Below are 13,056 nucleotides of genomic sequence, written 5' to 3' on the forward strand. Positions count from 1 at the left end.
GTGTCCCCGGCAGGCGGGGCGTCAGGGCTATCGGTGTTCTTGGTGTTCTTGGTGGTCGCGTGAGCCCGGCACAGCAGACCCCCTGAGGGTTACCTACGTACGCTCGCCGCGCACCAGGCCGTCGCCCCCGTACGGGTCATCGACCCGGCGATCGCGACGGCGATCGACTGCCCGCGGACGCCGTCCGCCTCACGCCAACAGCTCGGCGCCCAGCCACCGGGAGGACGCAGGCGCCGGGCTCGGCCGGCCGTCGGCTTCCCGGACCAGTCGTCGGAGGAGACCGGCTCATCGACCGGCGGCGAGCGTCTTGAGAAGCTGGGCGGGCGCGTCCATGAAGTCGTAGTGGCCGCCTTCGACGACGCGGATCTCGACCGAGTCGGCGTAGCTGCGCCAGCCCTGGAGGTCTGCCAGGCTCACGTCGGTGTCCTGGCTCCAGTGCAGGACGGTGATCGGGCAGTCGATCCGGGCGGGTTCGGTGCGCCGGTAGGCGGTGGCGGCGGCCTGGTCGCGCAGCAGCACGAACATGCCCATGTCGATCATGTCGGGGCGGGGTTCGATGCCCCGGCTGCGCAGGAACGTGACGAGTTCGGCGCGCAGTTCGTCCTCGCCCAGGTTGAGCATCCGGTCGCGGGCGGCCTCGTGCGGGGCGGGCTGGCCGGACACAAACAGCCGCTGGGGGGTGGGCAGGTCGGCGGCGGCCAGGCTCAGCACGCTCTCGTAGGCGGGCAGGGCGCCTGCGCAGTGCCCGAAGAACGCGAACGGTGTGTCGAGCAGCGGGGTGAGGGCTTCGACGAGCTGGGCGGCGAGGTTCTCGTAGCTGGCGTAGTGGGGGTGGGCGAGGCGGTTCTCGCGGCCGGGGAACTGCACCGGGCAGATCTCGGCGTCGCCGGCCGTGGCGGGCCAGGCGCTGAACGCGGAGGCGCCGGAGCCGGAGAAGGGGAAGCAGAACAGGCGGGCGACGGGCGCACCAGCGGCGGGGGGCCGGACGAACCACGGCGAGGCGAGGGCGGGTCCGGACGTCATGGTGTGAGCCTTTTCCGGGCGGCGATGGGCAGGTGGGTCATGCCGGCGATGAAGTAGGAGCGCAGGTGTTCCGGCTCGCCGGCCAGGTCGAGGGAGTCGAACCGGTGAAGGAGTTCCTCGAAGAAGACGCGCAGGGTCAGGCGGGCCAGCGGGGCACCGATGCAGAAGTGCGGGCCGAATCCGAAGGCGACCTGCCGCTTGGCGTTGGGGCGGGTGATGTCGAAGGTGTGCGGGTCGGCGAACTGGGCGGCGTCCCGGTTGGCCGAGCCGATCCACGCGACGACCGCTGCGCCGGCCGGGATGACGCCGCCCGCGACGGGGACGTCGGTCGTGGCGTAGCGCATGAAGTTGCAGGCGGCCGAGGTCCAGCGCAGCCCTTCCTCGACCAGGTTGGGGATCAGGGTCGGGTCGGCCTGGGCCTTGCCGAACTGTTCGGGCCGCTCGATGAGGGCCTGCACGGTGCCGGAGACGGTGTGCGGGGTCGTCACGTTGGCGCCCAGCAGGATGCTGTAGCCGTCGAGGGCGATCTCCTGGTCGCTCAGCGGTGCCCCACCGGGGCGCACGCTCATCAGGTGATGGAGCAGGCTGTCGTCCTCGGCTCCGGAGGCGCGGCGGTCCTTGACCCACTCGGTGACGTATCCGACGAGTTCGTGGTGGGAGATTGCCAGGGTGGCGGCTTCGCTGCCGAGCTGGAAGTGCGGGTCGGAGGGGGCCGTCACCATGGCGGTGAGCTGGACGAGTTCCTCCCAGTCCTTCTCGGGGATGCCCAGCAGCGGGCCGGTGACGATCGCCGGGAGGAGCAGGGCCTTCTCGGCCAGGTCGAACACCTCGCCGTCCAGAGCCGGCTCCAGGAAGCGGGTCACCGACCGGCGGATGGAGTCCTCCCAGGACTTGACCGCGCGGGCGGTGAGCTTGGAGCCCAGCGGCCTGCGGACCTCGGTGTGCCGGGGCGGGTCGGTGGAGGTGAGCAGCACACCAGCGGCGACGTCGTCCTGGCCGAGGTGGGTGGGCACGGTGCCGCGTTCGGAGGTGAACTCGCGGTGGTCGCCCAGGACGCGGCACACGTCCTCGTAGCGAGTGACCGACCAGAACTCGCGTCCGTCGGGCAGGACCTGATGGTGCAGGGGCGCCTTGGTGCGCATGACGTCCCAGACGGGATGCGGGTCGCCCGTGCCGTAGAGGTCGAGGTCGAACAGGTCGACGGTGTCGAGGTCGATGTCGCGCGCGGGGCCCGGAGTCAGTCTCATGTGCCGGACCTCCCCTGCTCGATCAGCCCGGCGACGCGGGCCGGGGTCTGCGCCAGGTAGAAGTCGCGGACGGAGAGCTGGACGCCGTAGTCGAGCGCCACCCGTTCGATGATCTTGATGCCGGTCAGCGAGTTGCCGCCGAGGGCGAAGAAGTCGTCTTCCGCCCCGATCTCGGGGCAGTTGAGGAGTTCTGCCCACAGCGCGGCGATTTCGTCCACCAGCGGCACCAGGCCGCCCGAGGGCGCGTCATGGCGTTGTGCGGTCTCGTCCTGTCCGCCTTGCGGGTGGATCACCTGCGGCGCCGATTCCATGGTCAGTGGTTTCCTTCCTCCGTCGATCGGGAGTTCCCGCTCGATCCGTGCGCCCGGATGTGATGGATCATCACTTTCTCTGTGGCCGCGCGTACTTGGTGCGCTGTCCCGCCGGCGGGACATGTTCGCCGCATGGCCGACGGGAGTGTCACTCGCCGGGGCCCCCGCCCGCACCGGTCCCGGCACCGGCCACGTCGCGGTCGGTCGGTGGGGTTGAGCGTGGCCGGGCCGGCTTGCGCACTGCCACCACCAGCGGCAGGCTCCTTCCAGGACCCTGACCGTGGACTCGGCACCGTTCGGTTCCGGGCTCCGGTTTTCGCGCGTAATCGGTGCGGGGAGGTGTCGATGGCATGCGGAGTGACGCTCATGCGCCGGCCGGTCTCCCCGAAGGTGTCCCCGCGCGCCACATGTTCGGGTGTTCCTCTTTCCCGTTCACCGATTTTCCGGACGGCTTTCCGTAGTTTATCGCTCACGGAGTCGGCAGCCTTTCTCTGTCTGGTTCCTGCGTTCCGGGACCTGTTGGGCCGCAGGCTCCGGAACGGGCCACGGGCCGACTTCCCCGTGCGTATCCGCAGGTCATCCCGCGACACGACCCCAACCGGTGTCGCCGTCGGGCGTGACGGAGGACGTCGCCCGGAGGCCGGCGTTGCCGGTCTCCGCGGCAGCGGTACCGGCGACGGCGCCGACCATCATCGCGCAGAGAACGGTGACCACGAACACGCGGGCAGACTTCATGATTTCTCCCAGAATTCAGAGTGACGGATGCTGGAAAGGTTTCGTCCGGCGTTGTCCTGCCGTTCCCTTTCCGCTCTTCCAGGATGGTGGGCGCCGGTCCCGGAATCCACCGCCGGAACGGTTCACCAAGTTGCCCGGCACCAAAGCGGGGGGTGAACGAAAAACCCATCGGGCCGCAATCAGTGACAATATGGACGGATGTGGCTGTCCGGAGCCCGGACGGGTACGTGTCAGCCTCGGCTCACCGAAGGCTCCTGGAACATCTCCCGGAGTTCCGCCCGGTCGATCTTCCCGTTCCGCGTGGAGGGAAGCTCCTTCGGTTCGGTGAAGTGCCTGCGGATCGCCGGGGCGCCGTGAAGGCCGGCTGAGACGCTGCGGGCCGGCTTTTGCGTGTACGGAGCCCCGGAGGGGGCAACCGGCCAGCGGTGTCCGGCCGGCGGACGGCCCGTCGGCCGGGGGCCGTTGGCGCTCGTCGTGGCAGGACTCGGGACGGCCGCATCCGCCCGTATTGGCATCGATTGCGACGCCATGGGTTTTTCATTCACCCCCCGCTTTGGTGCCGGGCAACTTGGTGAATGGTTCCGGCGGTGGATTCCGGGACCGGTGCCCACCATCCTGGAAGAGCGGAAAGGGAACGGCAGGACAACGCCGGACGGAACCTTTCCAGCATCCGTCACTCTGAATTCTGGGAGAAATCATGAAGTCTGCCCGCGTGTTCATGGTCATCGGCGGCGACACCGGTTGGGGTCGTGTCGCGGGATGACCTGCGGATACGCACGGGAAAGTCGACCCGTGGCCCGTTCCGGAGCCTGCGGCCCAACAGGTCCCGGAACGCAGGAACCAGACAGAGAAAGGCTGCCGACTCCGTGAGCGATAAACTACGGAAAGCCGTCCGGAAAATCGGTGAACGGGAAAGAGGAACACCCGAACATGTGGCGCGCGGGGACACCTTCGGGGAGACCGGCCGGCGCATGAGCGTCACTCCGTATACCGTCGGAAAAAACGCGGCAATCGGAATTTCTTTACGCGAACGCGCAGTGGGCGGCCTGTGGCAGCGGCCGGTACCGACTCTGTCGGAGGGGCCCCGCGAATCAGTTTCCTTCGCCGAGCTGCTGAAGGGACATCGGGGCCGGTCCGGGCTGACCCAGCAACAACTGGCGGACTTCGCGACGTTGAGCGTCCGAGCGATCCGGGACCTGGAGAGCGGACGGGTCCGACGGCCCCGGCGGGAGAGTGTGGGGCTGCTTGCCGACGCGTTGCGGCTGGGCGATCCCGAGCGCCTGCAACTGCACGCCGCCGGTGGAAGCCCGGCGGACCTGCGGGTTGCACCGCTCGAACTGCCCGCGCCGTCCGTTCCGCCTGCCCTGCCCGAACCGCCCGCTCCGCCCGGCACGCTGGTGGGCCGGGAAGCGGAGCTGCAGGTTCTGCTCGATCAGGTGACCGTGTACGGTCACCGCCTGGTGAGCGTGGTCGGCATCAGCGGCATCGGGAAAACGCATCTGGTGCTTGAGGCGGCTCAAGCGCTGCGTGCCAAGGGCTGGCGGGTCGGGTGGCACGCGTCGGCCGGGGATCCCCTTTGCTGCGGTGCGATTCCCGCGGCCGGCTCCGGTTCCGGCGGGCCGCCTCCGGGTGCCGCTTACCTGACCGACGACCTCGTCGGTGCGATCGGTGAGAGGCATGAACTGCTGGTGATCGACGGCGGCGACGCTTCGGGTCCCGGCAGGGTGGACGTCGGCGAGTTGCTTCGGCGTTGTCCGGGGCTGCGCGTCGTGGTGACCGGTCTGACGCCGCGATATCTGCCGGGTGAGCGCGTACTGCCGCTCACCGCGATGGCCGTGCCGGAGGAGGCGCGGGACTATGACTACGCCCGGTTGAGCGAGGTCGAGTCCGTGGCGTTGTTCCTGTCCCACATGCGCCGGTCACGGCCGGCTTTCCGGCTTCGGGAGGACAACGCGCACGCGGTGGTGCGGTTGTGTCGCTGGCTCGACGGTGTACCCAGGGCACTTGAGTACGCGGCGGGCTGGTGCCTGGTGTATCCGCCTGAGCTCCTGCTTTCCCGAGCCGGTCGGGACTCCTCTCTCCTCTCCTCCCCGGCGGGCTGCGGCTGCCAGGACCTGCTGCGTTCCGTGGCGCGCAGCGTCGACACCATGGCCGAGTGCTATCGCCATGTGCTGGCCGAGGTGGCGGACCGTCCGCACTGGACGGTCGGGGACCTCGATCACCTGGTGCCGGATCCGGCCGCTGCCCTGCACGCGCTGCTGGTCCACGGCCTGGTGCGGCCGGCGGGTGCCCACCTGCCGGAGCGGTTCACGGCGCTGCACCTCGTGCGGCTCCTGTACGCGCGGCACCGAGCTCCGGCGGGGGTGGCCCGGGCCGGCTGAGACTGCCGCTGATTCTGCCTACCGGGGCCCATCGCGGCCCATACGTTTACCCGTGTCTTGTGGCGGTCGATGAAAGGGATTGGAAATGGTCACCTGCCCGGAATGCGAGAACTCGCTGGTTCCCGCCGGAACTCCGGTGATTGGCGAGATACTGGAATGCGGTGAATGCGCCGGCGAATTGGAGATCCTCACGCTGGATCCGATACGGGTCGCGCTCGCGCCGGAGATCGAAGAGGACTGGGGCGAGTGAGCGGCGCCGTGCCGTTCGCGGTCCTCGCGTCCCGTGTGGGGGCCAGCGAGAAAAGGATCCTCGAAGCCCTCCGTCGCAGAGGGATTGCCCATCGGCACCTCGACAGCCGTGAGTGGTGGCAGCGACTCGGTGACCGCGGCCCTCAGCCGATCGTGCTGAACAGGGAGATCGGGCTCGCCAGGGCGACGTACGCGGCCAACGCGCTGGAGGCGGCGGGTGCGACGGTGGTCAATTCCGCGCGGGCGACCGAGCTGTGCGGGGACAAGTGGCGCACGTCCGCGGCACTCGTCGAAGCCGGACTGCCGACACCGCGGACGGCCCTCGGGCTGACCCCGGAAGCCGCGCTGACGGCTCTGGAAAGCATCGGCTATCCGGCTGTGGTGAAGCCGCTGCAGGGTTCGTGGGGCCGGCTGGTCGCCGCGTTGCCGGACCGGCAGACCGCGGAAACCGTGCTGGAGTATGTCGCCGCGTTGCCCGCACCGCAGGCGCGGATCGTCTACCTGCAGGAATGGATAGCCAAACCGGGGCGGGACATCCGGGTGATCGTGGTGGGCGGCGAAGCGCTGGCCGCGACCTACCGGCGCAGTGAGCACTGGCGGACCAATGTGGCGCGGGGTGCGGTGAGTGAACTGTGCCCCCTGACACCGGACATCGCGAAACTCGCGGTCATGGCCGCGCAGGCCGTGGAGGCCGAGATCGCCGGTGTCGATCTGATCGAGGACGAGACGGGAGAGGTCCTGGTCCTGGAGGTCAACCACGGTGTCGAGTTCTCCGGTCTGCAGCAGGCTGTCGGTGACACGGTTTCCGTCGCCGACCGGATCGTCGACCATCTCCTGGAGAAGTCACGCTCATGCTCCGAGTAGCGATCGTCGGGGCATCCGGCTACATCGGTGGCGAGCTGCTTCGCCTGCTGCTCGGTCATCCACGGGTCACCGTCGTGGCCGCCGGCTCCGACCGCCTGGCCGGGCGCCGGGTCGACGGCCCGCATCCCAACCTGCGTGGCCACACGGACCTGTGCTTCGTCGGCCACGACACCTTGGAGAGTATCGATTTCGATGTGCTCTTCCTGGCCGCTCCGCATCGGGAAACCATGGGAAGGATGGACGAATTCCTGAAACTGGCCGGGACCGTCATCGACCTGTCCGGCGATTTCCGCCTACGAGATCCCGAAATCTACGCGTCCTACTACGGGGTGACGCACACCGCACCGCATCTGATTCCCGAATTCGCCACCGGGCTGCCTGAATGGCATCGCGCCCAACTGGCCACGAGCGACCGGATCTCGGTCCCCGGTTGCATGGCCACCGCCGGCATTCTCGCGGTCCGACCGTTGGCCCGGGCGGGTCTGATCGAGGGCACGGTCCGGGTGGACGCCAGAACAGGTTCCAGTGGATCGGGCGTTTCCGGCGGACCCGCCGGCGCCCATGCCGAACGCAGCGGTGCCCTCCGCGTGTTCGCTCCCTCCGGGCATCGGCACGAGGCCGAGATCGCGCAGGCCACGGACCGTACCGTGCGGATGACCGCCACCGGCGTCGAGGCGGTCCGCGGCGTGCAGGTGCTGTGCCACACGAAACTGGCGTCCGGCGTGTCGGAGAGAGACGTCCGGTCCGCGTTCCGCGCGACGTACAGGAACGAGCCGTTCGTCCGGGTCATCGCCCAGCGGCAGGGCCTGTACCGGCTCCCGGAGCCGAAGATCCTTACCGGATCCAACTTCTGCGACGTCGGGTTCGCGGTGTCCGAGGACGACGGCACCGCGGTCCTGATCGGCGCACTGGACAACCTGGTCAAGGGCGGCGCGGGCGGCGCGGTGCAGTGCCTGAACGTCCGCTTCGGCTGGCCGGAGCGGACAGGGCTGGAATTCACCGGACTGCATCCGAACTGACGTGAGGCTGATGAAGCGAATGCGGGACATACTTGTGGTCAAATGCGGCGGAAACGCCGCTGTGCGGTCGGAGGCGATCTGCGCGGACGTGGCCGCCGTGCACCGCGGCGGCAGGCCGGTGATCCTCGCCCACGGCGGTTCGGCGGACATCGACAGGCTCGCCGAACGCCTCGGAGTGCCTTCCCGCCGGCTCGTCGCCCCGGACGGGGTGTCGACCCGGTACACCGACGAGCGAACTCTCGAAGTGGTGCAGCTGGCGCTGGCCGGCTCCGTCAAACCCCGTCTGCTGGCCGCCCTGCGGGCATGCGGTGTGAGCGCGGTCGGGCTGACCGGCCTGGACGCCGGACTTCTCGTGGCCGCCCGCAAGTCGGCGCACCGCGCACTCGTCGGCGGACGCCGGGTCGTGGTCAGGGACGACCACAGTGGACGGATCGTCGCCGTCAACGGCGACGTGCTGTCCACGGTGCTCACGGCGGGGCTGCTGCCTGTGGTGTCGCCGCCTGCCGTGGCCGAGGACGGCCGTGTGGTCAACACGGACGCGGACCGCGCTGCCGCGGCCATCGCGGGCGCCGTCCGGGCGAGCACTCTTGTGCTGCTCACCGGGACGAACGGGGTGCTGGCCGACCGGCACGACGAACGGTCGGTGCTTCCCGTCTGCCGGGTTCCCCGCCGGGGGACACCTCCGGTGGTCACCGGCGGCATGGGGATCAAGCTGATCGCGGCCCGGGAGGCACTGCTGTCCGGTGTGCACCGCGTCCTGATCGCGGACGGCCGTCGACCGTATCCGGTCCAGGAGGCCCTGGCGGGCTCGTGCACCGAAGTGCTGCTGGAGGAAGAGTGACGATTTTTTCGGACACGGACGCGATCGACCTGCTCCACGGCATGCTGAAGATTCCCTCACCGTCCTTCGCGGAGTCGGAGCTGGCCGCTCACGTGGTGGATGCCATGCGTGGAGCCGGTCTCGCCGCGTGGATCGACGAGGCGGGCAACGCGGTCGGGGAGATCCGGCATGGCCCGGGGCCGACGGTGATGCTGCTCGGGCACATGGACACCGTGCCGGGGGACATCCCGGTGCGCCTGGACGGCGATCGCCTGTACGGCAGGGGAGCGGTCGACGCCAAGGGGCCGCTCGCCACGATGATCTGCGCGGCCGCCGCCAGTTCCGGGTTCCGCGGCCGGATCGTGGTCGTGGGCGCGGTGGAGGAGGAGACCACGATGTCCCGGGGCGCGGTGGAGATCCGCCGTACGCACGAGCCGCCGGACGCGCTGATCATCGGCGAGCCCAGTGGCTGCGACACGGTCGTCCTGGGATACAAGGGAAAGATCGACCTCCGCTACGACGTGCGGTGCGAGGCGACCCACCCCAGTAACGCCGTGCCCAAGGCGTCCGAACTGGCGGCCCGGGCGTGGACGGAGCTGCTGGACCTGCTCGGCCCGGAGGCGAGCCACGCCCGATTCGACAGTCCTGGCCCGACCTTGACGTCGATCAACGGTGGACTGACGTCCGCCACCGCGGAGTTCAGTATCCGGATACCCCCGGGTTTCGACAGCGAGGGCCTGGTGGCCGCGTTGTCCGAGCGGCTGGACCTGGGCACGCTCCAGGTCGTCAACACGGTGCGCGCCTGCCGTGTCGGCCGCAACGACCCGGTGGCGCGGGCGCTGTCGGTCGCGATCCGCGCGCAGGGCGGCAGCCCGAGGGCGAAGGTGAAGACCGGTACCTCCGACATGAACACACTGGCGGAGAAGTGGACGATACCGATGGCCACCTACGGGCCGGGGGACAGCAGTCTGGATCATTCCGACCGGGAACACATCAAACTGTCCGAGTACCTGTTCGGCATCGGGGTGCTGACCCGTGCCCTGGCCGAAATGGATGAGCATTTCACCGGAGTGAACCGATGAGTGACGATCACTCGCGCACGGCACGGGAACTTATTGTGCGGATGTGCGCCAACCCGGAGGGCGGCCACCTCGGCGGATCGATGTCCATGGTCGAGATCCTGGTGACGCTCTACCGTCACGTACTGAGGATCGACCCGCGGAGGCCGCAGGCGCCGGACCGGGACATCCTGCTGCTGAGCAAGGGACATGGCGCGATCGGACTGTACGCGGTCCTGGCGGAGCGGGGCTTCTTCCCCGCGGAACTGCTGGCGGACTACGGCGCTCCGGACAGCATGTTCACCGCACACCCGAATCCGGCCGTTCCCGGGGTCGAGATGCCGACCGGGTCACTCGGGCACGGACTGCCGCTCGGTGTCGGCTTCGCGCTCGCCGCACGACTGGACGGGAGTGACCGGCGTTGCTTTGTCGTGCTCGGCGACGGCGAACTGCAGGAGGGCTCGGTCTGGGAGGCCGCGATGGCGGCCGGCGCCCAGGGACTTGACCGGCTGGTGGCGATCGTGGACCGCAACGGGCTGCAGATCAGCGGTGACACGGAAGAGACCCTGGGCCTTGAGCCACTCGGGGACCGTTGGCGCAGTTTCGGGTGGACGGTACTCGAGGTCGACGGGCACGAGCCGGACCAGTTGCGGACGGCCCTGTCGCGTATCCCGCACACCCCGGGCAGACCGACCGTGCTGCTGGCCCGCACGGTCAAGGGCAGAGGACTGCCCTATATCGAGGGCCAGGCCCGCAGCCACTACGTCCGGCTCACCGAGCGCGGGCACCGGCGTGCCCGCGCCGCGGTGATGCGCGGCGAACGACCCTGAACGGAGACGACATGTCCGTCGTGACAGCCGAACCCACCGTGCCCGACGAGACCCGCGAGGCCCGGGAGGTGTACCGGGACGTACTGGTCGAGTTGCTCGGCGAGGACGAACGCCGTGTGTGCCTGGACAGCGACACCGGCCTGTTCTCCGCCACCCCATGGGGCGAGAGCGCGCGGCGGTATCTCAACCTCGGTATCGCGGAACAGAACCTGATGGGCGTGGCGGCGGGACTGGCCAGGTCCGGCCGGATCCCCTTCGTCAACACCATGGCGACCTTCGCCGCCACCCGAGCGCTGGAGGCGGTGAAGCTCGACATCGCCTTGAACAACCTGCCGGTACGGATCGTCGCCACCCACGGCGGGCTCTCCGCCGGCCACCTCGGTTCCACCCACCACGCGCTGGAAGACCTCGCCGTCATGCGGATGCTGCCGAACATGACGGTGCTGGTGCCCGCGGACGGCCCCGCCACCGAGAGCTTGGTCCGAGCCGGCGCCGAGCTGCCGGGACCGGTGTACCTGCGCCTCGGGCGCGGCGCGACGCCGAGCCTTGCGCCGGGGGCGGAGCCGGTGCGCATCGGGGTCGCGCAGTCCTTGCGCCGGGGAACCGACGTGACGCTGATCGCCACCGGACCGCATCCCGTGCTCAGCGCGGTCGAGACCGCCGACGAACTGGCCCGCGACGGGATCGACGTGGCCGTGCTCAACATGCACACGGTCAAACCGCTCGACCGGGAGGCGATCGTCGCGGCCGCCACCCGCACGCGCGGAATCGTCACCGTCGAAGAACACTGGGCGGCCGGGGGCCTCGGTTCCGCGGTGGCCGAGGTCGTGGCCGACCTGGGTGTCGCCTGTCCGGTACGGCGGGTGGCGGTCGCCGACCGGTTCGCCGCCGGTACCGGGGGACACCGGCATCTACTGGCGCGCAACGGGATCTCCGTCGCGACGGTGACCGAGCACGTGCGACGACTGCTGGCTTGACCCCCCCCGGCGCCGAAGCGACCCCGGCGTTCCGGACCGGACCTCGACCCACTCCAGCCCGTGATCCAGGACCGGGATCACGGGCTGGAGTGGGTCGAGGTCATCGGGCGTGGAACGCTCCGGCCCATTCGGTGTCGGCGATCTCCGCGGCGCGTTCCCAGTGCGGTGTGTAGTCCGTCGTCGCGGCGATGGCGGCCAGTGCCTCGCGGTGGTGCCAGACCTTCTCGAACGCGGTGGCGTACCGGTCGAGCAACGGTCCTGAGTCCGGATGCAGGTGCGCCTTCTGGATCGTGAAGGAGTCGTCGAGGACGCGCAGGGTGGCCGGGAAGTCCTCGGGACGGTAAGGGCGGTCCACGACGCCGGGCAACGCCCACGGGTAGGCACCGAACCCGCGGCGGCCGGTGAAGACCCGCTGCGCGGGCAACGGCTGCAGCTGGTAGGGCACGGCGGGCACCCCTTCGGCACGCAGGGCCCGCTGTACGACGGAGCGCAGCGGGCCCGCGAAGTCGTCGGCCAGCCCGAAGGCGGCGGGATTCACCCGGATGCGCAGGATGTGCCAGGCATGGGTGCGGTTCTGTGGGACCTCGGGCACCTGGAAGCCGGGATACGCGGCCAGCCGTCCCAGCAGCCGGCCGACGTTCTCGTCGCGGACGGCCGTTTCGGCGGGGAGTTGAGCGAGACGGCTACGGGTGAAGGCCGCCTGTATCGCGTTCGGTTTGCAGTTCCAGCCCAGCAGATGCGCCACGTAACTGCGCTCGCCGCCTGCCGGAATGAGTTCACCGAACTGCCGCAGCATGGTCGCCCTCGTCGCCACGTCCGCGTCATCGGTGGTGATCAGGCCGCCCTCACCGCATGTGGCGAGATTCTTGCTGACGTTGAGGCTGAAGGTGTTCACCGCGCCGATCGAGCCCACGGACCGGCCCCGGTACCGGGCGCCGTGCGCCTGCGCGGCGTCCTCGACCACGGTGACCCCGTGCCGGGCGGCGATCTCGGTGATCCGGTCCAGATCGGCGGGCAGACCGTGCAGGTGGACCACGACGATCGCCTTGGTCCTGCTGGTGATCGCGGCCTCCAGCGCCGCGGGGTCCAGATTGAACGTGACGGGGTCGATGTCCACGAACACCGGTACGGCCATGAGATGGAGCGGAGCGGTGGCGCTGCCGATGAAGCTCAGGGCGGGCACGATGACCTCGTCGCCGGGCTCCACACCCGCGGCGCTCAGGGCGACCGACAGCGCCGCGGTTCCGTTGCTCACCGCCACACAGTGCTCCGTGCCGACGTACTGCGCCCACTCCCGCTCCAGGCCCACGATCTCCTGCTCTCCCGACGAGGCGGAGGTGAACCGTCCGGACCTCAGTACCCGATGGGCCGCCTGCTCGTCCTGATCGGTCACCATCGGCCAGGGCCTGATCCCGAGTTCCCTGGGCACGGCCCGGCCACCGCCGAACATCGCAAGGTCGACCGTCAGCCGGGCCGGTTGCTGGATTGTCACCGCTGAACCTCTTCTCAAGGTGATTCCGTTCGAACGTCGCGCATGTCATC

At 69.6% G+C, this 13,056-nt stretch carries 13 protein-coding genes; 8 read left to right on the forward strand and 5 right to left on the reverse strand.

What is annotated here, in order from left to right:
- Positions 1-285: 285 nt before the first annotated feature.
- The 4 genes from AB0P17_RS28280 to AB0P17_RS28295 form a co-directional block, all read right to left on the reverse strand.
- Entirely contained in the window at positions 286-1,023 is a 738-nt protein-coding gene (locus AB0P17_RS28280) for a thioesterase domain-containing protein (RefSeq protein WP_365814925.1), read from the reverse strand.
- A complete protein-coding gene (locus tag AB0P17_RS28285) occupies positions 1,020-2,270 on the reverse strand; it encodes a cytochrome P450 (RefSeq protein ID WP_365814927.1) in 1,251 nt (416 codons plus the stop codon). Before AB0P17_RS28285 ends, AB0P17_RS28280 begins: the two co-directional genes overlap by 4 nt.
- A complete protein-coding gene (locus tag AB0P17_RS28290; RefSeq protein WP_365814929.1) occupies positions 2,267-2,581 on the reverse strand; it encodes a phosphopantetheine-binding protein in 315 nt (104 codons plus the stop codon). Before AB0P17_RS28290 ends, AB0P17_RS28285 begins: the two co-directional genes overlap by 4 nt.
- Positions 2,582-3,157: 576 nt before the next feature.
- Positions 3,158-3,316 (reverse strand): hypothetical protein, encoded by a 159-nt coding sequence (locus tag AB0P17_RS28295; protein WP_365814931.1) that lies wholly within the window; start codon positions 3,314-3,316, stop codon positions 3,158-3,160.
- 971 nt (positions 3,317-4,287) lie between these two features.
- Here AB0P17_RS28295 and AB0P17_RS28300 point away from each other — a divergent pair.
- From AB0P17_RS28300 to AB0P17_RS28335, 8 genes are all read left to right on the forward strand, one after another.
- Positions 4,288-5,697 (forward strand): helix-turn-helix domain-containing protein, encoded by a 1,410-nt coding sequence (locus AB0P17_RS28300; RefSeq protein ID WP_365814933.1) that lies wholly within the window; start codon positions 4,288-4,290, stop codon positions 5,695-5,697.
- Positions 5,698-5,782: 85 nt separating this feature from the next.
- Positions 5,783-5,947: a lysine biosynthesis protein LysW gene (locus AB0P17_RS28305; RefSeq protein ID WP_365814935.1), complete on the forward strand. Its 165-nt coding sequence runs from the start codon at positions 5,783-5,785 to the stop codon at positions 5,945-5,947.
- On the forward strand, positions 5,944-6,810 hold the full coding sequence (locus AB0P17_RS28310; protein ID WP_365814937.1) for a RimK family alpha-L-glutamate ligase: 867 nt from the start codon (positions 5,944-5,946) through the stop codon (positions 6,808-6,810). The genes AB0P17_RS28305 and AB0P17_RS28310 overlap by 4 nt, the downstream gene beginning before the upstream one ends.
- Positions 6,798-7,829 (forward strand): N-acetyl-gamma-glutamyl-phosphate reductase, encoded by a 1,032-nt coding sequence (gene argC, locus AB0P17_RS28315; RefSeq protein ID WP_365814939.1) that lies wholly within the window; start codon positions 6,798-6,800, stop codon positions 7,827-7,829. The genes AB0P17_RS28310 and argC overlap by 13 nt, the downstream gene beginning before the upstream one ends.
- Before the next feature lie 10 nt (positions 7,830-7,839).
- Entirely contained in the window at positions 7,840-8,670 is an 831-nt protein-coding gene (locus AB0P17_RS28320) for a [LysW]-aminoadipate kinase (protein WP_365814941.1), read from the forward strand.
- On the forward strand, positions 8,667-9,731 hold the full coding sequence (locus AB0P17_RS28325) for a M20/M25/M40 family metallo-hydrolase (protein WP_365814943.1): 1,065 nt from the start codon (positions 8,667-8,669) through the stop codon (positions 9,729-9,731). The genes AB0P17_RS28320 and AB0P17_RS28325 overlap by 4 nt, the downstream gene beginning before the upstream one ends.
- Positions 9,728-10,537, forward strand: coding sequence for a transketolase (locus tag AB0P17_RS28330; protein ID WP_365814944.1), 810 nt, complete (start codon positions 9,728-9,730; stop codon positions 10,535-10,537). The genes AB0P17_RS28325 and AB0P17_RS28330 overlap by 4 nt, the downstream gene beginning before the upstream one ends.
- 11 nt (positions 10,538-10,548) lie before the next feature.
- Entirely contained in the window at positions 10,549-11,514 is a 966-nt protein-coding gene (locus AB0P17_RS28335; RefSeq protein ID WP_365814946.1) for a transketolase C-terminal domain-containing protein, read from the forward strand.
- Positions 11,515-11,614: 100 nt separating this feature from the next.
- Here AB0P17_RS28335 and AB0P17_RS28340 read toward each other — a convergent pair whose 3' ends face one another.
- Positions 11,615-13,006, reverse strand: a complete 1,392-nt coding sequence (locus AB0P17_RS28340) for a DegT/DnrJ/EryC1/StrS family aminotransferase (RefSeq protein ID WP_365814948.1) — start codon at positions 13,004-13,006, stop codon at positions 11,615-11,617.
- Between the last annotated feature and the right edge of the window lie 50 nt (positions 13,007-13,056).

The sequence above is a fragment of the Streptomyces sp. NPDC088124 genome (genome assembly GCF_040685895.1).
Lineage (GTDB): Bacteria > Actinomycetota > Actinomycetes > Streptomycetales > Streptomycetaceae > Streptomyces.